At 40.8% G+C, this 18473-nt stretch carries 18 protein-coding genes; 13 read left to right on the top strand and 5 right to left on the bottom strand.

Translation table 11 applies throughout. From position 1 onward, the window contains the following. Positions 1–5: 5 nt before the first annotated feature. The gene (locus CFT61_RS03810; RefSeq protein WP_089543148.1) at positions 6–230 is read right to left on the bottom strand and encodes a helix-turn-helix transcriptional regulator; all 225 of its coding nucleotides are present in this window, start codon (positions 228–230) and stop codon (positions 6–8) included. A 154-nt stretch (positions 231–384) separates the two neighbouring features. Here CFT61_RS03810 and CFT61_RS03805 point away from each other — a divergent pair, with 154 nt between their 5' ends. After that, a complete protein-coding gene (locus tag CFT61_RS03805; RefSeq protein ID WP_089543147.1) occupies positions 385–588 on the top strand; it encodes a hypothetical protein in 204 nt (67 codons plus the stop codon). Positions 589–1332: 744 nt separating this feature from the next. On the opposite strand, the gene CFT61_RS03795 is transcribed toward CFT61_RS03805, so the two are convergent. After that, entirely contained in the window at positions 1333–2259 is a 927-nt protein-coding gene (locus CFT61_RS03795) for a hypothetical protein (RefSeq protein ID WP_176425487.1), read from the bottom strand. Positions 2260–2328: 69 nt separating this feature from the next. Further along, positions 2329–2541, bottom strand: a complete 213-nt coding sequence (locus CFT61_RS03790; protein WP_089543144.1) for a hypothetical protein — start codon at positions 2539–2541, stop codon at positions 2329–2331. A gap of 336 nt (positions 2542–2877) precedes the next feature. Here CFT61_RS03790 and CFT61_RS03785 point away from each other — a divergent pair, with 336 nt between their 5' ends. The 9 genes from CFT61_RS03785 (at position 2878) to CFT61_RS03745 (ending at position 14992) form a co-directional block, all read left to right on the top strand. After that, the gene (locus CFT61_RS03785) at positions 2878–3669 is read left to right on the top strand and encodes a hypothetical protein (RefSeq protein WP_142990543.1); all 792 of its coding nucleotides are present in this window, start codon (positions 2878–2880) and stop codon (positions 3667–3669) included. A 244-nt stretch (positions 3670–3913) separates the two neighbouring features. Next, positions 3914–5248 carry a DUF2130 domain-containing protein gene (locus CFT61_RS03780; protein ID WP_089543142.1) on the top strand — a complete coding sequence of 445 codons (1335 nt, stop codon included), beginning with the start codon at positions 3914–3916 and terminating at the stop codon, positions 5246–5248. Between the two features lie 1012 nt (positions 5249–6260). Next, positions 6261–6950 carry a DUF4468 domain-containing protein gene (locus tag CFT61_RS03775; protein WP_089543141.1) on the top strand — a complete coding sequence of 230 codons (690 nt, stop codon included), beginning with the start codon at positions 6261–6263 and terminating at the stop codon, positions 6948–6950. 188 nt (positions 6951–7138) lie between these two features. Further along, a complete protein-coding gene (locus CFT61_RS03770) occupies positions 7139–8179 on the top strand; it encodes a helix-turn-helix transcriptional regulator (RefSeq protein WP_089543140.1) in 1041 nt (346 codons plus the stop codon). An 8-nt stretch (positions 8180–8187) separates the two neighbouring features. Then, complete coding sequence (locus CFT61_RS03765) at positions 8188–9330, top strand: nucleotidyltransferase domain-containing protein (RefSeq protein WP_089543139.1); 1143 nt, start codon at positions 8188–8190, stop codon at positions 9328–9330. 441 nt (positions 9331–9771) lie between these two features. Further along, entirely contained in the window at positions 9772–11556 is a 1785-nt protein-coding gene (locus CFT61_RS03760) for a DUF262 domain-containing protein (protein ID WP_089543138.1), read from the top strand. A gap of 2 nt (positions 11557–11558) precedes the next feature. Then, positions 11559–12992, top strand: a complete 1434-nt coding sequence (locus tag CFT61_RS03755) for a DUF262 domain-containing protein (protein WP_089543137.1) — start codon at positions 11559–11561, stop codon at positions 12990–12992. Positions 12993–13328: 336 nt separating this feature from the next. Continuing rightward, on the top strand, positions 13329–14600 hold the full coding sequence (locus CFT61_RS03750; RefSeq protein WP_089543136.1) for a site-specific integrase: 1272 nt from the start codon (positions 13329–13331) through the stop codon (positions 14598–14600). Continuing rightward, positions 14597–14992 (top strand): hypothetical protein, encoded by a 396-nt coding sequence (locus tag CFT61_RS03745; RefSeq protein ID WP_229035388.1) that lies wholly within the window; start codon positions 14597–14599, stop codon positions 14990–14992. The genes CFT61_RS03750 and CFT61_RS03745 overlap by 4 nt, the downstream gene beginning before the upstream one ends. A 103-nt stretch (positions 14993–15095) precedes the next feature. Here the strand turns inward: CFT61_RS03745 and CFT61_RS03740 are convergent, their stop codons facing one another. Both CFT61_RS03740 and CFT61_RS03735 read right to left on the bottom strand, forming a co-directional pair. Further along, a complete protein-coding gene (locus CFT61_RS03740; RefSeq protein WP_089543135.1) occupies positions 15096–15431 on the bottom strand; it encodes a helix-turn-helix domain-containing protein in 336 nt (111 codons plus the stop codon). A 93-nt stretch (positions 15432–15524) separates the two neighbouring features. Continuing rightward, positions 15525–15812 carry a helix-turn-helix domain-containing protein gene (locus tag CFT61_RS03735; protein ID WP_071122342.1) on the bottom strand — a complete coding sequence of 96 codons (288 nt, stop codon included), beginning with the start codon at positions 15810–15812 and terminating at the stop codon, positions 15525–15527. A gap of 241 nt (positions 15813–16053) precedes the next feature. Here CFT61_RS03735 and CFT61_RS03730 point away from each other — a divergent pair, with 241 nt between their 5' ends. From CFT61_RS03730 to CFT61_RS03720, 3 genes are all read left to right on the top strand, one after another. Then, positions 16054–16353, top strand: a complete 300-nt coding sequence (locus CFT61_RS03730; RefSeq protein WP_068856520.1) for a helix-turn-helix domain-containing protein — start codon at positions 16054–16056, stop codon at positions 16351–16353. A gap of 77 nt (positions 16354–16430) precedes the next feature. Next, entirely contained in the window at positions 16431–16709 is a 279-nt protein-coding gene (locus CFT61_RS03725) for a helix-turn-helix domain-containing protein (RefSeq protein WP_081978971.1), read from the top strand. Positions 16710–16740: 31 nt separating this feature from the next. Beyond that, positions 16741–18399: a DUF4099 domain-containing protein gene (locus CFT61_RS03720; RefSeq protein ID WP_089543134.1), complete on the top strand. Its 1659-nt coding sequence runs from the start codon at positions 16741–16743 to the stop codon at positions 18397–18399. Positions 18400–18473 lie beyond the last annotated feature (74 nt).

Genomic DNA, 18473 nt, shown 5'->3' with positions numbered 1-18473 from the left:
AGTCACTACATATTATTCTCCTCTTTATTTGGTACAAGCAGAGCTGTCACATCAACATCAAGACATGAAGCAATCTGGTACAAAGTCTCCAATCCCGGCTGTGCCCGATTGGTACACCACTTAGACACAGTAGCTGGATCTTTATCCAATTTTTCAGCTAGCCATTTGTTTGTCCGTTGTCTTTCAGCCAACACGACTTTCAAACGATTCAACCTTGTCGTCTTCCCCATAATTTTCTATTTCTTAAATATGCCACAAAGATAAGAAAAAAAATCAATAATAGTACCAAAATACACTTTTTTATGTTTAAAAAGTCGTTTTTATTGTGTTTTATGCAAATATTTAGATTTAAAATAGTATATTTGCACAAAAACAATAGAAGTTATGAATAAAGCAAAATATACAGAACCTTTAGCATCAGGTGGTGAACTTAATGTCACAGAAGATGGTTGGTATATACAATATTATTTTAATGGACCTGATTTAAGATATAATGGCGAATTTGTAACCATTCAAGGAAATGAGGTCGATAATTACATTAAGGCTTCAAGAGTAATTACGAAAAATTTACAGAACTTCAGAAAGTAATTCCTGAGGGTGGAGAATTCACGACAAAAGGAGAATGCAACATGAAAATTTCATGTGGTGGGAGCTACCATATGGGAATAAAATTTCTCAATGGTATAACCATCTTAGCCAACCAAGCTGTTTTCCAATACAAAACGAACAAGATTTGACATCTGTCATTAGCAACTATGAATACTGCAAGCAGAGAGCAAAAGAAGTATCTACACTTTTATTTCACAAATAAGACTCTTTAAGTTTTTCACCAAAGGCTGCTACAATGTGGGTTAATTATATGGGGGATGCAGATACAGAAAGCATCCCCCATAAACCACATTTTGTTATTAGTCCAAAGCTATCAACATCACAAAAAGTTCACTATCCTCTGAAAGTTTTCCTCTTTCTTTACAGAGTTCTCACCTATTTCCACTATCTTCGCAATGAAATCCTAATCCAAGTAGTCCACGTCAGCGGGAATCGTTCGCTGTTGGACTATAAGGATTAGTGATTTCCCAGAAAGATTAGAGATGCGAGCACCTACCTCCACATCAGGAGACCAGGGGTTTGTTGGAAGAAACGTCTTTCTAATTTGATGTTTCGCTTGATGGCAAAGTCACCCCATCAGCCTATGGGTTTGCGGAAGGAGTTGTCAAAGTTCCGCTTGGCGAAACATCTTTGCTTTCTCCTTCAACTTTTCAATTTGCCTCTCATACCCAGCAAGGTTTCACTACCTTATGATATACTACTTACCTAACATTTTAAACTCCATTACTCCTCTTTCCCAGTTGGATGCAATACTAAATAATGAGTAGAGACATAATACAGAAAATCCTGAGTCAACAAATGATAATCATATATATCAGAATACGTCTTATCATGCAAAGCTACCAGCTTGTCATTTTTCAGCAATATCTTTCTAATCTCATCGCAAACCATCTCATACTCAAAGAGTACATAATCAGTGCGACCAATCTTTGGAAGATCGGCACCGGTGACATCCAAAAAGGTCTGATACATTTTTTCCATGTAAAGGTAATGCTCAGCAGGCTTATTTAACGACAGATAAACAGAAACAGTTCTTGAACTTTGCTGATAAGTTTCATTATCTTTAAAAAGTCCCTGCGCCTTCTGAATACTAAACAGTTTCTTGATGCGTTGAAGGAAACTTGTCATTCTATCAGCTATATCTATAGACTCATCATATAAATGTCTAAAGCAAGTTCTGACATCCTCAGGATTCGTTTCCATCATCTTCAAGATGGTAGCACGGGCAAAATACATATTGCCGCTAAGGAGATTGTCAGTTTTGTCCAAAGAAGCGCGCATCATTTCAACAAAATCCTCAGCATCTAAGGAAAAATGTTCTTGGAAGCATTTAACAGCATCCCACTTATAAGATTCTCTTTCTACTACATAGTCCCAATCTTCTATGTACAGGTCAATGAAAGGAGCAAGTGCCTCTTCCACACTTTTGTCAACCTTGTATTTAAGGAATTTGGGGCCCTTCATCTTTCTTACGGGTCTAGATACTTTCTGCTCTTCATAAAGGTCTGTGCCAAAAGGCCAAGCCTCTACCTTGATACGCTTATAGCTTTCCTTTAATCGTTCATTCAAAACAACAGTCTCATGATTGTCAATACGCTCAATCACCTTCAAATCAGAAAGCACACACTCCTTTTCGATACTTGATGTCAAATTGACCAAACGCTCCTTTCGCAATGCCTCATGAAGCGCCTCACGTGTATAGCTTCTAAACCTATTCATCTAAGCACCAGGTACACGAGACATAGAAGCAACATAACGCAACTTGGAATCTTTGGCATCCAGTTTCTTATAATCCAGATACACCAAAGCTTCCCACACAGCAATAACCGCATCATCCAGATTAACACCCAGTGATGCATTCTGTTCATCCAACTCTATCAAGTTCAGAACAATTCGTTTGTTTACATCGATAAAAGACTTCAACTTTACCATAAAACCAAAATTTGATTGCAAATGCAAATATAACAAAATCCATTGAAAAGCCAAAATCCAACTAGAAAAATATAACTCTACTCACCGAAATAGACCCCAAAAGCTGTTATTCCCTCATAAAAACATCAAAAATCTTAGAAATATTTTCCTGCGCAGATAGACTGCACACATACTTATTACCTTTGCAACATCAAACTAAGAAACCAAGGGATTGTCCCAAGGTAAGGTAAAAAGGAGGCTAGTATGAAAAGACATCTAAATCGATAAAACATAGTTGCTTGACAATTGCAACTTAAATATTAATCAAAACTTTGTTGAACTAAAAATATCAAAAAGATGAAGACTGTTGTTTTAATGTGGAATCCTGCTATTTCAAGCTTCCATAAGGAAGACTTGAGCAAGTGCATCCAAGTATTGGATAGCTATAATGAAGGAGACTGTCCCAACGAATATCTAGACCTCAACTGGTCTATATGGGACCATGAGCAGGTAAAAGATGGAGATCGATTTTTCATGGTAAAAGTAGGGGAAGGAAGAACTGGCATCATCATGGCTGGAACTATCCAATCTGATCCTTATAAAGATAAGGATTGGAGTGGAAAAGACCGTGAAGTTTATTATGCCGACCTGTTTTGTGAATGCATTGTTAACATAGAGACAACCCCTTACATATCCACGCAGGAACTCAAAGAAGCCATGCCAGAATTTGACTGGGCAGGTGGACATAGCGGAAGAGTCATCGCGGACAATATGGCATTCAAGCTTGAAAAAATGTGGGCTGAATACGTCTATAAGTACTATAATGTATTGGACTCCCAAAGAGCAAGTAAGGCATTTACGGCTGGCTATATCCCTGATCGACTTGAAGAATACCTATCCAAAGTTACTGAAGGAACTTGTGAGATCTGCGGCTATAACTACAAGAAGATATGGGGAGAGGACTGTGAGCAGAACAATCATTTTGTACGCTTCATTCCAAGAAGAACCGATCAAAAATGCAAGAACGGAGACAACGTCTGGAAACACTTCCACTGCATCTGCCCTAACTGCAGTCAAATGCCATACAAGGCGATTGGTGAAAAACTGGGCGAGAAGGACTTCTTTGACGATGAACTATGGATCGTATAGCAAATGGAGAAAATCTGACTATATATTCTAACCAACATGGTAGGTGACCGGGAATAAGAACAGTAAAATTCCTTTCCTGCTACTTCTCCGACTCACCTTTGGCAGAAAATTATATTTGGCATACCCTTTGCTAAAACAGAAATAGCAGGAAGATACCTTCCGGAACCAGATGGAAAGTTCCGAAAGTGATCAATCCTTACTTAATATAGACAATTCAATCAAATAACAGATTAAAATATACGATATGAAAGAACTGAAATGCCCTAAATGCGGCAACGTCTTCAAGGTAGATGAAGCAGACTATGCTGCTATTGTTGGCCAAGTCAAGAATGCAGAGTTTAACCAGGAGGTAGAACGACGCATGAAGGAACTCGAGAAACAGCAGAAGGCTGAGCAAAAGGCTGAGACCTTGAAAGCAGAACAGAACTATCAGAAACTGCTTTCTGAGAAAGAGCTTAACCTTACCCAGAAAGATGCTGAGATAGCCAAGCTTCAGAGCCAACTAGAAGGTATTGAGAATACCAACCAACTCAGTCTGGCAAAAGAGATTGCCAAAAAGGATAAGGAAATCGCAGCCTTGCAGACACAGCTGTCCTCTAACGAAAGCAAATTAAAGGTTGCCATCCTGGAGGAGCAGAATAAGAGTAAGGAGACCCTCCAAGAGAAGGAACAGGAGATTCAGAAGCTCAAGGGAGACATGGAGCTGGCCCAGAAGGAAGCAATCATCAAGGAAAAAACCTTGAAAGAAGACTTTCAAAGCCGGCTGAAGCTCAAGCAGGAGGAAGTAGATCACTACAAGGAGCTGAAAGCCCACATGTCCACCAAGATGATTGGAGAGAGCCTGGAGGTTCACTGCAGCACTGAGTTCAACAGAGTAAGAAGCATGATGTACCCATGCGCCTACTTTGAAAAGGACAATGATGCAAGTGGCGGCAGTAAGGGAGATTTCATCTTCCGAGACACAGCAGATAGCGTAGAGTACATTTCCATCATGTTTGAAATGAAAAACGAGATGGAAACCACGGCTACAAAGCATAAAAACGAGGACTTCTTTGCCAAGCTCGACAAAGACAGAAAAGAAAAAGGCTGCGAGTATGCGGTTTTGGTCTCTCTCCTGGAACCAGACAGTGAGCTATATAACGAAGGTATCGTTGATGTTTCCTACAAGTATCCGAAGATGTATGTAATCCGTCCTCAGTTCTTCATGCCACTGATCTCACTCCTCACCCAGGCATCCAAGAAGAGCATAGAGTACCAGAAGGAACTCATTTTGGCTCGCCAGCAAAGTGTGGATGTTACCAACTTTGAAAACAAGGTCAATGCCTTCCGTGACAAATTCGCCGGTCACTATCAGAAAGCCAGCGAAAAATTCAACAAGGCCATTGAAGAGATCGACAAGACCATCAAGTCTCTCCAGAAGATGAAGGATAATCTCCTCAGCTCAGAGAACTACCTTCGCCTGGCTAACAATGACACGGAAGACCTGAGTATCAAGAAACTCACTCGCGGTAACCCCACGATGAAGGAAAAGTTTGAAGAGGCAAGAAGAATGGATGAAACTTCCACTCACTTAGGCTAACAAAAAAGCCAGACTAAAAAAAGCCTGGCTGGAATAAGAGCGGGTCTCTGAAGGTTAACCCATCCCTCACGCTGCAAATATACAATAATTATTTTGCAGTTACAAAGAAAGTAGGTAAAGATTAACATTGATTATCATAAATGGCGGGTGTCGTGATGACATTCGCCTTTTTATTTTAGTGAACTTTATAACTAAGTCATCGTGAAAGTTTCCGACAAACGTCAAGATATATGTAACTAGCCACCTAAAATTCTACTAAAACTAGCTTTGCCTGAAACTACATCAGGTAAAACTATATTCCAATTCTCCTATCAACAATACATCACTGAGCAAATTTCTTATCGATAAACACGATTAAATGACATCACACTTTGAACATAAAAGAGACATCGCTAATGGCATTAAAAGCGATTTTTTCTCTTTTTTATGCATTTTCTTAAAAATATTTTTCTATGCAGATTGACTGCACAGGACGCCCGTACCTTTGCATCGTGATTCAGAGAAACCGAGGAATGGTTCCAAGGTACTGACTAATAACATTCATAATATGGGAGCAATTTTCTTATTACTGTTTTTTGCTAATTTCTTCAAGGGTTTTGGTAAAGCTATGGAACATAGTAATGATACATATCGCCAAGATCGTTAGAAACACAGAAAGTATGCAATAATGAACTATGACAGTTCATTGAATCTTGCAGGAATGTATCTCTATACAAATTCCCTGCATAGCTAACACCTATTTTATAATAATAAGATTCAGAGAAACCGAGGAATGGTTCCAAGGTGCTGACAAACATATTTAATTTTATGGGAAGTATTTTTTTAGTTTTTTTCTTTGCATGGTTATTTAAGGGTTTTGGCAAAGCCATCACCCACACCGACAAAAGAAAGCCACGTACCAACTGGGATAGACTCAGTTATGAACAGAAAGCATGGATTCATGACCATGATAATGGAAGATAATCTGCCAGAAACGAGATAAACAATTCACATTCATAAAACAAGGTAAACAATGAAAAAAGTAATAATGTCATTAGCACTTTTGCTAACAGCTGTAATTTCAGCAAACGCCCAGATTCTCAGAGCAGAGGAACTAGAGAAGTATGCCAAGGAGAAATATGGAGACAAATGGGTAGAAGCTGCCTCTAATCTTGGCAAGCAACTCACTCTTGACAAGAACAACGCCATCGACTATGTACAGGTCATGGAAGCACCTGGCCAAAGCAAGGCACAGCTCTATGTTCTTCTCAATTATTGGTTCACTGCCACCTTCAATGACGCCAACTCTGTGATCAAACTCAATGACAAGGAACTGGGAACCATCATCGCACAAGGTTATGTAGCAGACATCGCACAACACGCAGGTGGAAGCAACGCCTACAACGTGAGCATCAAACCCGTCATCAAGTGTGATATCAAGGACGGAAAGGTGAGAGTTACCTATACTGTACCTTTCTACAGTGTCACCAAGATGGTAGGCGGCGGATGGATGGCAGCTCTTGGAGGAAGCCAGACTCCACCAGTTCGTTCCGATGAAAAGTGGACCTTGGATTCCTGCTTCCCATTTGCAGCCAAAGACTCCCATAAAAAGACATCCTGCAAAGCCTTGATCATGGCACATGCCTACTCAAATGTAGTAATGGACAAGATTGAGGAGTGTATCAAGAATGGTCTTACCGGCAACGAGAACGACAATTGGTAAAATACAAAGCGTTTACGAACTTATTCTTTCGTGGATGTATTTATTTAATCGGCAAATGTAGGAGGACTCTTCTGGAAAAGGAGTCCTCCTTTTGTTTTTTTGCAGGAAAAAGTTAAATATTCATGGCTACGCAAATAGATTGCGGAGTTATTTGTTATCTTTGCACCAAACTTTTAAATGAATAGCTTATGCCAGCAAACAAGAATGCCTTAATAAGGTACAAGACTATAGACAATTGCCTGAGAAACAAGTATCGCCGATGGACTATCGACAATCTGGTGGATGCTTGCAGTGATGCCCTCTATGACATGGAAGGCATCTCTAAAGGAGTCTCATTAAGAACCGTGCAGGCCGACCTGCAGATCATGCGCAGTGACAAACTGGGCTACAATGCCCCTATAGAAGTATATGACGGCAAATACTACCGCTATGCCGATCCCGACTATTCCATCTTCGACATGCCTCTGTCTGAAAACGACTATGAAATCATGAAGGAAGCCGTTGAAATGCTCAAGCAGCTGGAGGACTTTGACCATTTCTCGGAGATGGCAGACGTGGTGGGAAGATTGCAAGACAAGCTATCGATCAGCAGAAGCAACAGAAAGCCCATCATCCACTTTGACTCGATGCCGAACCTCAAAGGACTGGAACTTCTGAACCCTCTCTACAATTACATCGCCAACAAGCAGACGCTTAGAATCATGTATCAGTCTTTCAACGCAAAGGAGGCAAATGAATATATTCTCTACCCTTATTTGCTGAAGGAATACAGAAACAGATGGTTCCTTTTCTGCTCAGTGAAAAAAGACTTGGTCCTGTACAACTTTGCCCTTGACAGAATTGTATCCATTGAGCCTGTCGATGAACCCTTCAGGGAGAACCCGAAGTTTGATAGCGAGAAGTTCTTCGACGATGTTATAGGGGTGAGCAAGAATATCGACAACAAGCCACGCACCATCAAGTTCTGGGCTTCCCCTGAGCAAAGCAAGTATATCATGACCAAGCCGCTTCATCATAGCCAGGAGCTTATCAGGCAGAATGAGGACGGAAGCTGTATCTTCAAGATCTCAGTGGTCATCAACTTTGAACTCTACTCTGTACTCATGAGCTATGGCCCCGGGGTAAGAGTCATCTATCCCCGAAATGCTGTAAGCTATATGAGAGACAAAACTAAGGAAATGGCAGAACTGTACGAACAGCATACCCATTTCGATGAAGACAACAATTAAAATGCAAAATGATGGAACAAAACAATAATATGGCAGACTTGTATGGCATGAGCCAAACAGACTATCTGAGAGAATACTTCAATAAAACAGATACCCTAACGGCAGTTTACCTAGGAGGCAGCTACACCGAACTGGAAACAGGAAAGGAATATAAGGTATCATATATCTCTGTGGGAAGATCATCCTCCATGATTCTTCTGGAGGGATTTGAGAACAAAGAGTATAACACCATCCACTTTAAGATCCTGGAAAATGGCAAGGAGATTGAATATACCAAAGAAAAGAGATTCTTGTCTCCTCACCTTCTCAAGGTTCACAAGGCTATGCAAGAGCATTATTCCATTAAGGAAAGAATTCTCGGACACCTCCATGAAATCGAGCAGCAGCAACACGTGAAGATCCTGTATGCCGTGGAATCAGGTAGCAGGGCATGGGGATTCGCATCTCCTGACAGCGATTGGGACGTACGCTTCATCTATGTCCATGAACCGGAGTGGTACTTCCATATCGAAGAGCAAAAGGATACCATAGAACAGATGTTTCCTGATGAAACGGATATGTCGGGCTGGGACCTGAGGAAAGCCCTACGTCTGTTCAAACGTTCCAACCCTTCCCTCTTTGAATGGCTCCACTCCCCTATCATCTACTGCAAGGACGAAAAGTTCATCGGCGAAATGCAGCAAATGGAAGACCAATACTTCAACAGGGAGAAAGCCATGTTCCACTATAATCACATCTACAAAAAGCATAATGACAGATACATCAAGGACTATGGACTGCCATTAAAGAGATTCCTCTACTACCTTAGAGGCATTCTTGTATGCAAATGGTTAACAGACGAAGGTACCGTTCCACCGGTGAGATTCTCTGAACTGGTAAATGCAACAGTAGAAGATACAAGCATAAAGGAGAAAATCGCCCACCTGTTGCAACTCAAAAAGAAAAGCAACGAGCATAACTTGGAACCAGTGGATGAGCAGCTCTTCTCTTGGGCACAAGAATGGGCAAAGTTCTACGACAAGAAAGTAGAGCAGATCCACCCAGGAAAAAAGACTTGTCTTGATGACAAGCTCAACAAGCTGATGTACGATACTGTCAACAGAATGGCTACGGAAATAACCAACGCCCCATCTGTACAGCTATTCAATTAGTTAATATAAGAAGGCTTAAAGCTTCATTCCTGTAGGTTAACAGAAATGAGGTTTTAAGTTTTTTATTTTACCCTATGGGCAGCATTTGAGCATAAGAAAACAGTTAACCTGAAAAATATCTTTGACCCCATTTTATGTGCAAGATCCTTTTTAAATGAATCAGAAGCCAGCTCTATCTACTATGAATCAAAAGAAAAGAAGGACATCAGTACTATAAATCAGGTTAAAAGTGCTATTAAATTGCTTCACAATGAACTTTTAACACAAAATATGTTGGATTAATCAAAAAAACACTTAACTTTGCAGCCATAACAGTTACTCTTTAATTTGTTGTTCCTCTGTCATTAAACGACCATAAGGGTAATAACTTTTTTCCAGGAAGCTGTTATTATTTCCCCTATATATCAGGGGTATGTGGAATTTTAAACAAGATTCAAACATATGGCAACAAATTTCAAAACTCTTAAGGAGTATTTTTACCCAGATAATGGTAGTAAAACATTCATCATACCGAGCTACCAAAGGGGGTATAAGTGGTCTGTTAGAGAATCCAAAGACGAGACTTCGGTTGAGTATTTGGTTTCTCGCCTTATTGACTCCTATCGTAATAATCCTAACCAGCAGTATTTTCTTCAAGGAATGACTGTTGTTGAAGAGGGTAATGAAGTAACCCTAATAGATGGACAACAGAGAACTACAACATTATATCTCTTATTGTGGTGTCTTGACCCTAAAAATATAATACATAAAGATATTTCTTTGAACTATAGTATTCGAAAGCAATCAAAAGAGTTCCTGGAGAAACTGAAAGAACCAGAATTTGACTACAACTCATTTGATCCTGATAACAAAATTCAAGACATCTACTATTTTAAGCAGGCAATCAGCCAAATAAACAAGCTCATTGCAGAGATTACAGACAGGACTGATTTCTTGAATTATCTTTTGAATAAAATAAGTCTTCTTTATATCGTCATAGATCGCACTAAAGCTGTCCGTACATTTACAATGATGAACGGACAAAAAGCTATTATGCATGATGAAGAACTCATTAAAGCAGAGATGCTCCATATCGTTTCACTTCCTGAAGAGATTAAAGGCCTCCCAAAAATGAGAAGTGTAGAAGACACATATGCTGTTCTTCAAGAAATCATATCTGTTGAATGGGAAACCAACGCACTACGCTCTAAATATGCTAGAGAATGGGACAAATGGCTTTATTGGTGGAATAGAAAAGATGTCAAGGAGTTCTTTAATGTCAATAAGCCAATGGGATTGCTCCTTGAATATTATTTCAAGAAGAAATCAGGTTCAAAAAATGAATTTTCCTACAAATCATTTAAGCAACTTATTCCTGATGGGAATAAAACAAGAGCAAAAGAAGTATTTAAGGAACTTCGCGATTTACAAAAAGAATTCGAGGATGTCTTTAATGCACCAACATCATATAATTACCTGAAACTTTCTCTTATTGGCTCAAATGGTGAGGCAGACGATAAATATAATATAATTATATACTTTCTGGAACACAAACGTGATTATGAAGCAATGAATGATTACGCCAAGTGGCGTTTAGTTGGATGTACTCATAAAGAAATTGTAGAAGAATATACTATCGATGCTATAAATACAGAAAAGCGAACTCCTAATTCAGAAAAGCGAGTAGAAAAAGCAAAGATTATATTAGAGAAACTGTCAAAAGCTCATGTCTATAATGTCGAAAATGACGCAGCCTTAAAGCAGTTATTATGGCTTAACGTTACTGAGTATAACAGACTTAATGCACAGAATGGTGTGAAATTTGATTTTTCAATATGGGAAAATAAATCTCTAGAGCATATATATCCAAAATCAAAGTTCTATCATACAGAATATGATAAAGACCATAATACGGAAACATATATTAGGGGAGATGGTACAGAGCTGGAAAAAGACCAAATTTCAGATTTGAAGGATTCACAGGCCGTATTCAGCAACAATTCAAGATATAGCGAACATTGTATCGGAAATCTCGTACTGCTGTATGGTAAAGATAATTCTGAATTTGGCAAACTATCTTTTGAAGAAAAAAAACAAAAGTTTTTCAATAATGAAAGATGCTTCGAAAGTAGAAATTTACTTCATACTATCTCCTCGTTTGCTAACAGTAAGTGGGAAATAGAAGATATAGAAAAGAGCGCAGATAAGTTTCTCAATCTTTTTAAGAAATTATACAATTTAGATTAGACATGAATAAGGTTATAAGTTTTATTAGTGGCAGAGATTACTCATTAGCAGACCTGTTTGGAGGTGATACAAAGATTATCATCCCTGATCTGCAACGTGATTATTGCTGGGGTAATTATGCAGTTACTGACCCAAAGTCTAGCAAGACTAAGGAACTAGTATCTGACTTTGTTAAAAATATTATCGAGTTATTTGAAGAAAAAAATGGCTCATCCCTTACTATGGGGCTAATTTACGGATACGAACAACCACATAATCATATCCAGATATGTGATGGTCAACAAAGATTGACTACTCTTTTTTTACTTTTGGGCTACATAAACATTAAGTGTTCTGGCGTATATGATGATTATATTATCTCAAAGCAGGAAAGAGAAGACGATTATGAACCTCATCTGCAATATGCAATCCGTGAAAGTACCCTTTATTTCTTAAGCGATCTTTCACGTAACGTGTTCATCGAAAGAAATACAAGAGTTACTGATATAAAACTATCAAACTGGTATTTTGCCGAATACGACAACGATGCATCTATCCAAAGCATGACTGCTGCGCTACAAATCATAGATAATGTATTTAATTCGTTGGAATTTAATTGTTTTTTGGAACTTGGAAAATTTGTTTTGAACAATCTTAGAGTTCTCTATTATGACATGGAGAACCGTTCAAGAGGAGAAGAAACTTATGTTATAATAAACACTACAGGTGAGCCTTTATCACCCACAGAAAACATCAAGCCAGTACTTCTTGGTAATTCCAAATTAACCAAGGAGCAAGTCCAATTGTATTCAGACCAATGGGAAGATAGAGAAGAATGGTTCTGGAATCACCGTGGGACTGACACAACTTCAGACAATGGCATGCAAGTTTTTTTTATGTGGTATTGGCAGATTGGACTTATGAAGGAAAGAGTTTCGGTGAATGAAAAACCTGTGCCTTTGAATCCAAGAAATCTGTTTATAAGTGCTCCAACAAAGACGAAAGAGATGGAAAATTATGAGAAATTCCGTTCTCTTGACAATATTGAAAAGTATTTTAAGGCATTGACAAGACTTGTTGAAAAAATATCTAGCGATGTTGAGCTTCAGACTATTCTGCATAGTATTTATAGAAGACAGAATAAGGATATAGCCCTAGATAATCAAGAAAATGTCTGGCAATGGCTTAGAAATGCTGATCTGGATATCGTTTTGCCACTGATTGCATTGTTAGCAGAACATCCTAATACAAAACAGCTGACAGCATTTACACGTCGCATTAGAAGAAATTACTTCGATGGTTTGTGGGCGAAAGATGAAAATAATGTAGATACAAGAAGGGGACAAAACAAAATGGATTGGAGCGATTTGATACAAATAATTAACCAAGTAGAAGATAAAGATCTGCTCAATATTGAAAACGAAAAGATTACATTCATTACCAGAAAGTACATATAAAAAGTGTTTGAGAGAAGAATGAGGAAAGTTTACTGGTTATCAGTTACTTTCCTCATTTTGGTTAAAAGTGGCGAGGACAGACGAAGACGGGAATACGACAAGATGAGACAGAGGAACGTTACCTATCCGTAACCTATACCCCAAATGAGGAATGTTAAGGTTCGGAAGAATGAGGAAGGTTACGAATTGAATTTGAATACTCTGATTTATAGTGAGTTACTGATGAGTAACGTAAGATTTTTGGTTACGAACCAAATTTGCCGTGTTCTGCCGTGAAATGCGTAGCAAGAAAAGACTCTTCATGTATTAATTTTGAACGCAAAAAAGAATGACGTTATGAAGAGTACATTTTCAATTATCTTCTACCTCAAAAGACAGGTAGTAAAGAAAGATGGTACTGTTCCAGTTATGGGACGTATCACAGTGGACGGAACACAGGCGCAGTTCAGTTGCAAGACAACTGCCAATCCAGATTTGTGGGACACTAAGGGCGGACGCATGATAGGTAAGAGTATGCAGGCTTTGGAGGTGAACCGCAAATTGGACAAGATGCGTGTGAGTATCAGCAAGCATTATCAGGAGATTATGGACAGGGACAACTTCGTCACTGCCGACAAGGTGAAGAACGCCTTTCTTGGCTTGGAGTATCGTTGCCATACACTGATGAAAGTCTATTCTCAAAGCCGTGATGAAATGGAAAAGCAATATAAGGCTGGCATGAAATCTTTGAGTACATACACGAAGTATAGAATCGGGTGTGCCTATGTGGGCGAGTTCTTGCAGACACATTACCATGTGAAGGATATTGCTCTGAAAGAGTTATCGCTGCCTTTTATAACAGACTACGAGACTTTTCTCAGAACCGACAAGCACTTGAAGATAAACTCTGCGATGGTGTTTGTCCGCAATCTCCGTGCAATGGTATTCCGTGCCATAGATAATGAATGGCTCGTAAAAGACCCATTCAGACGATATGAGTACAAGGAAGAAGAGACCACAAGAGAGTTTCTGAGCAAAGAAGAGATTCACCTGTTGATGGAAACACCTATCACAAGAAAGAAGATGAGTATGGTGCGTGACTTGTTCCTGTTCTGCTGTTTTACAGGTCTCGCTTTCATTGATCTGTACAACTTGAAGGAAGAGAACATCAAGGAATTTTTCGATGAAGGTGAATGGATCGTTATCCATCGACAGAAGACTGGAACGGAAGCCAACATCAAGTTGCTTGATTATCCCAAGCAAATTATGGAAAAATACCGTGGATTGAGTGAAGACGGCAGGGTGTTTCCAGTACCCAACTACCAAAGTTGTATGGATTCGCTCAAAAGACTGGGCAAAAAATGTGGTATTACCAAGCCGCTTTCCTGGCACATGAGCCGTCATTCGTTCGCAACCTCGGTTTGCCTCTCCAACGGAGTTCCAATAGAAACCGTGAGTTCAATGCTTGGTCACAAGGACATAAAGACAACCCAGGTGTATGCCAAGATTACCAAGGAGAAATTGAGCAAAGACGTGGAAAAGTTGTCTCAGCAAATAAATAACATTGAGGAATTCACGTTTGGAAATGTTTGCAACGATAATACTAACACTATAAATGGCAGAGTATGAAACGACAAGTGATAACAATACAAGAAGATATGGTCATCTACGCCCCACATCATGGTGAGGTGTGGATGACTGTTTGGGAGATTGCCGAACTGTTGAATGTAACAGGGACAGCAGTGAAGAATACCATCAAGCGCATTTGGAAACAAAGTGTGCTGAAAGATTTCCAGCATTCTCAATACATCAAACTTGAAAATGGATATTCTGCGCATGTCTATGATATGGAAGTGATTATCGCCATAGCACTTCAAATGGATACATACCAAGCCTTGTTGTTCAGACAATGGTTTATCAGTAAGGTAGTAAACCGCAAGGATTGCCAAGCAGAGCAAGTAAAACACGAGTATCCGATGATTATTGTGATGAACGGAACGATGCCAAGAGGTGCAAGTTAGAATCTCTCATCTTTTAATAAGATTCCTACACCTTTATAATATAATAGCGTACGGGGGGAACGATTTTTGTCGTTGTACCCTGTACGCTATTTTTGTTTCGCTATTATGAAGCAGTACCCTCCCCTTGTGAAACAGTGCCGTCGATTATCGGCTTGCGGTAATTACCAGTGAGAAGTGCTTGTATCTCGGATTCCGGATAGAGGGTTTTGCCACATAATATAATGTAGGGCAAGATGCCTTGCCTGCGATATTCCTGCAAGGTACGGCGACTAAGCTTCAGGAGCTCGGAGAGTTCCTTGTCGGTGAGGTATCGCTCCCCGTCCAAAGGTGGGCTGTAGGACTCGATGAATGAGGATAGCCAGTTGTTGGCTTTCTTCAAGGATTGCATGGCGGTGTCTATCGACTTGCTCTCATGCGTAAGAAGTTGGTTCATGTTCATTGTTTACAATTTGGATTAAGTGGTGAATATAAAATGTGTTGGCTCGCCCAGGGTGAAGTTTTCGGCTTTGCCTTGGGCGAGTTTGGTTTTATGCTATACCGATTTGATTCTGGCGATAAGCGGAACGATGGCTTTGACCTCTTCGGGGCAGTAATAGAATTGGCGACCTATCTGGGTATGCCCCAAGAAACGGCGGTCACGAAGTTTTTGTAAGGTGCGCTGGCTGATGCGAAGTTGCTGGCAGACCTCATGACCTGTAAGCCATTTGTTCAGACGCTTGCCGTTAGCCTTATGCTTCAGCAACTCAACTTTCTTTACCAGGGCATCGTATCTTGCCATCATCAAGTCGAATGCCTTCTTTTCCATTGTTACTACTTCCATATTCTCTGTTTTATTGGTTCAACAAATTCGGATGCAAAGTTAATGTGTGCATGTAGAAAAACAATGAAAATGAATAACTGTGGCAGTGCTTTTCTGGGGTTTGCCGACCGCTTGGCAAGAAAAATCAAGAAAATTATACGTGGGTCATTAATGAGTTGTTAAACGGGTATTTCGCAAATGGTTAATTTTGCCGCCGAGAAATAAAAACAACGAATTATATAACATTTCAAACGGAATTAGAATGGAAGTAATAACAATGGAAAGTGCAGCCTTCAAAAAGCTGACAGAACAGTTGACAGAAATAGTCCAGTACGTGCGATTGGCAAAAATGGCATTTCAAGAGAACTTGACGGGTAAGGGATTGAAGCCGATGTTGACCAATGACGATGCAGCTAAGATGCTTGGTGTGAGCAAGCGCACCTTGCAGAGAATGCGCTCAGAGAACCGCATTGATTTTATTAAAATTGGTAATCAATGCCGATACCAAGTTGAAGCCATTGAAAGAATGGTTGAGGAACGAACAATAGCAAAGGAAACATGAGCATGGAAGATGGAACATTGAGAAAACTGGAGTTATATCTCCATGACCTACACAAAAAGATAGACGGCATCTACGACATGCTGATGTTGAGACACGAACGAGAGACGGAGCAAAAAGGAAGTTCTGCCATCAATGAAAAATTGCTCGACAACCAAGACCTCTGCCTCTTATTTCAAATATCCCCTCGTTCCCTTCAACGCTATCGCAGTCTGGGAGTGCTTCCCTACAAGCGTTTGGGGCAGAAAACCTACTACACGGAAGAGGATGTGATGCAGTTTGTAGAGAATAATGTCAAAGAATTCAAGAAAGAGAATGTGGAGCATTACTTGACTCGCATTCATCAGAAATTCAAATAACAACAGTATTCACCATTAAAAATTTACAATTATGGTACAAAAGAAAAAGAGTGATGAACAGGACGTGCTGGTAGTCCGTGACGAGAAGACGGGCGAGATCAGCGTCGTCGCCGGACTCAGCAGGGACGGCACCCCGAAGCGAGCACCCGCCAAGGCGGAGAACACGCCCGACTTCCTGCGTTTTGACCGCAACAGTGACCTGATGGACAGTTTCTTTAGAAACTTCTTCCGCCAGTGCAAGGAGCCAAGCCGATTCGGATTCTACCGCATAGCGGCAGACCAGGCAGAAAACCTGCTTGGCGTGATGAAGGAGTTGCTGAAAGATCCGGAGGCTAACAAGGAGATTCTTTCCGCCCACAAGGTTGACACCTCCAATTATGAGAAAGAGGCAAAGCAATCGGAAGGTCAGGCGAAAGAAACCGCATCATCGGACGATGCGTCCAAGACGCAGGCTAACACCGAAAAAGAGAATGTATCATCTGAACAAACCAACGAAAAGAAGAACGACATGGAACAGAAACCAGAACAGACCGCAACCGAACAGCAGGCACAGACCGCTCCGGGTGTAAAGCAGAACCTCATTAGTGGTAACGATGTGAACCTGCAGGAACTTGGTGCCAAATATGGCATAGACTTCAACAGTATGAATGAGAAGGATATGAAAGCCCTGCTCAACTACGGCAAGACGGGGCTTGTGATTGTGAAGCCGACCTTCGGCGGTGAACAGATAGAGATACAGGCCCGTCTGTCATTCCGCAAGGACGATAACGACCAGTTGCAACTCGTGCCGCATTTCGTGCGCAACGAGCCAAAACTCGATGTCGCTTACAAAGGCTATACCTTCACTCCAGAGGACAAGAAGAACCTGTTGCAGAACGGCAACCTCGGAAAGGTAGTGGATTTCCCCGACAAGAATACAGGTGAGCTGCGTCCTCATTTCATCAGTATCGACCGTCTCACCAATGAGATTGTTGACATCCCGACCAACAAGGTGCGCATACCCGATACCATCGGCAAGACACCTATTACCAAGGACGACAAGAGAGTGCTCTACTCAGGTATTCCGCTTCGCAAGGAGATTGAGCTTGCCAACGGGCGCAAGTTTACACCGCTGCTGCAGGTGAATGTGGAACAGCGTGGTGTGGAGTTCGTGCCTGGCAGCACAAGACAGGCGCAAGGTCAGAAACAGAATGGAGACAAGAAGCAGACCGCTGACAAGCAGGAGCAGAAGGCAGAAGGTGATGCGGGCGGTCAGAAGAAGCAGCAAGATCCCAACCACTGGCTCAATGAGGACGGGACCATCCGCCGACTCAACACCTATTTCAAGAAGGAACTGACCGAGCAGCAGAAGGACGACTATGTGGCAGGCAAGACCATCGAGATCAAGGAAGTGCCCAACAAGAACGGCAGCGGTACCTATACCGCCTATGTAAAGTTCGACTTCGACAAGATGCAGCCACGTTCCTACCGCAACAATCCAGACCTCAAACAGGCGAAGGAACAGATTCCGACCAATGAGAACAAGGTACAAGTCGCCGTCAACGAGCAGGGCAAGACCCATGAGGCGACCAAGCACACCAAGGAGCCGCTGAGTCCGGGACAGTCTGCGCCAAAGAACGAAAAGCAGCAGAAGGAACAGAACGCCGAGGAACAGAAGCCAAAGAGAAAGGCAAGAAGCGTGAAGATGTAGTTGCCGCCACTTGATCCACAGAGTTAATCATCCATTATAACAACCGACATCTGCGACCGTCTATCCCACGGTTG

It is taken from the genome of Segatella copri (assembly GCF_002224675.1).
Taxonomy (GTDB): Bacteria; Bacteroidota; Bacteroidia; order Bacteroidales; family Bacteroidaceae; genus Prevotella; species Prevotella copri_U.
This window is presented reverse-complemented; position numbering and strand designations above follow the sequence as displayed.

Coding starts and splice junctions, on each gene's coding strand:
- CFT61_RS03780 (WP_089543142.1), top strand. CDS start 3,914: ATGAAAGAACTGAAATGCCCTAAATGCGGCAACGTCTTCAAGGTAGAT.
- CFT61_RS03750 (WP_089543136.1), top strand. CDS start 13,329: ATGAAGAGTACATTTTCAATTATCTTCTACCTCAAAAGACAGGTAGTA.
- CFT61_RS03760 (WP_089543138.1), top strand. CDS start 9,772: ATGGCAACAAATTTCAAAACTCTTAAGGAGTATTTTTACCCAGATAAT.
- CFT61_RS03785 (WP_142990543.1), top strand. CDS start 2,878: ATGAAGACTGTTGTTTTAATGTGGAATCCTGCTATTTCAAGCTTCCAT.
- CFT61_RS03745 (WP_229035388.1), top strand. CDS start 14,597: ATGAAACGACAAGTGATAACAATACAAGAAGATATGGTCATCTACGCC.
- CFT61_RS03725 (WP_081978971.1), top strand. CDS start 16,431: ATGCTGATGTTGAGACACGAACGAGAGACGGAGCAAAAAGGAAGTTCT.
- CFT61_RS03730 (WP_068856520.1), top strand. CDS start 16,054: ATGGAAGTAATAACAATGGAAAGTGCAGCCTTCAAAAAGCTGACAGAA.
- CFT61_RS03740 (WP_089543135.1), bottom strand. CDS start 15,431: ATGAACATGAACCAACTTCTTACGCATGAGAGCAAGTCGATAGACACC.
- CFT61_RS03810 (WP_089543148.1), bottom strand. CDS start 230: ATGGGGAAGACGACAAGGTTGAATCGTTTGAAAGTCGTGTTGGCTGAA.
- CFT61_RS03775 (WP_089543141.1), top strand. CDS start 6,261: ATGAAAAAAGTAATAATGTCATTAGCACTTTTGCTAACAGCTGTAATT.
- CFT61_RS03765 (WP_089543139.1), top strand. CDS start 8,188: ATGATGGAACAAAACAATAATATGGCAGACTTGTATGGCATGAGCCAA.
- CFT61_RS03790 (WP_089543144.1), bottom strand. CDS start 2,541: ATGGTAAAGTTGAAGTCTTTTATCGATGTAAACAAACGAATTGTTCTG.
- CFT61_RS03720 (WP_089543134.1), top strand. CDS start 16,741: ATGGTACAAAAGAAAAAGAGTGATGAACAGGACGTGCTGGTAGTCCGT.
- CFT61_RS03735 (WP_071122342.1), bottom strand. CDS start 15,812: ATGGAAGTAGTAACAATGGAAAAGAAGGCATTCGACTTGATGATGGCA.
- CFT61_RS03770 (WP_089543140.1), top strand. CDS start 7,139: ATGCCAGCAAACAAGAATGCCTTAATAAGGTACAAGACTATAGACAAT.
- CFT61_RS03805 (WP_089543147.1), top strand. CDS start 385: ATGAATAAAGCAAAATATACAGAACCTTTAGCATCAGGTGGTGAACTT.
- CFT61_RS03755 (WP_089543137.1), top strand. CDS start 11,559: ATGAATAAGGTTATAAGTTTTATTAGTGGCAGAGATTACTCATTAGCA.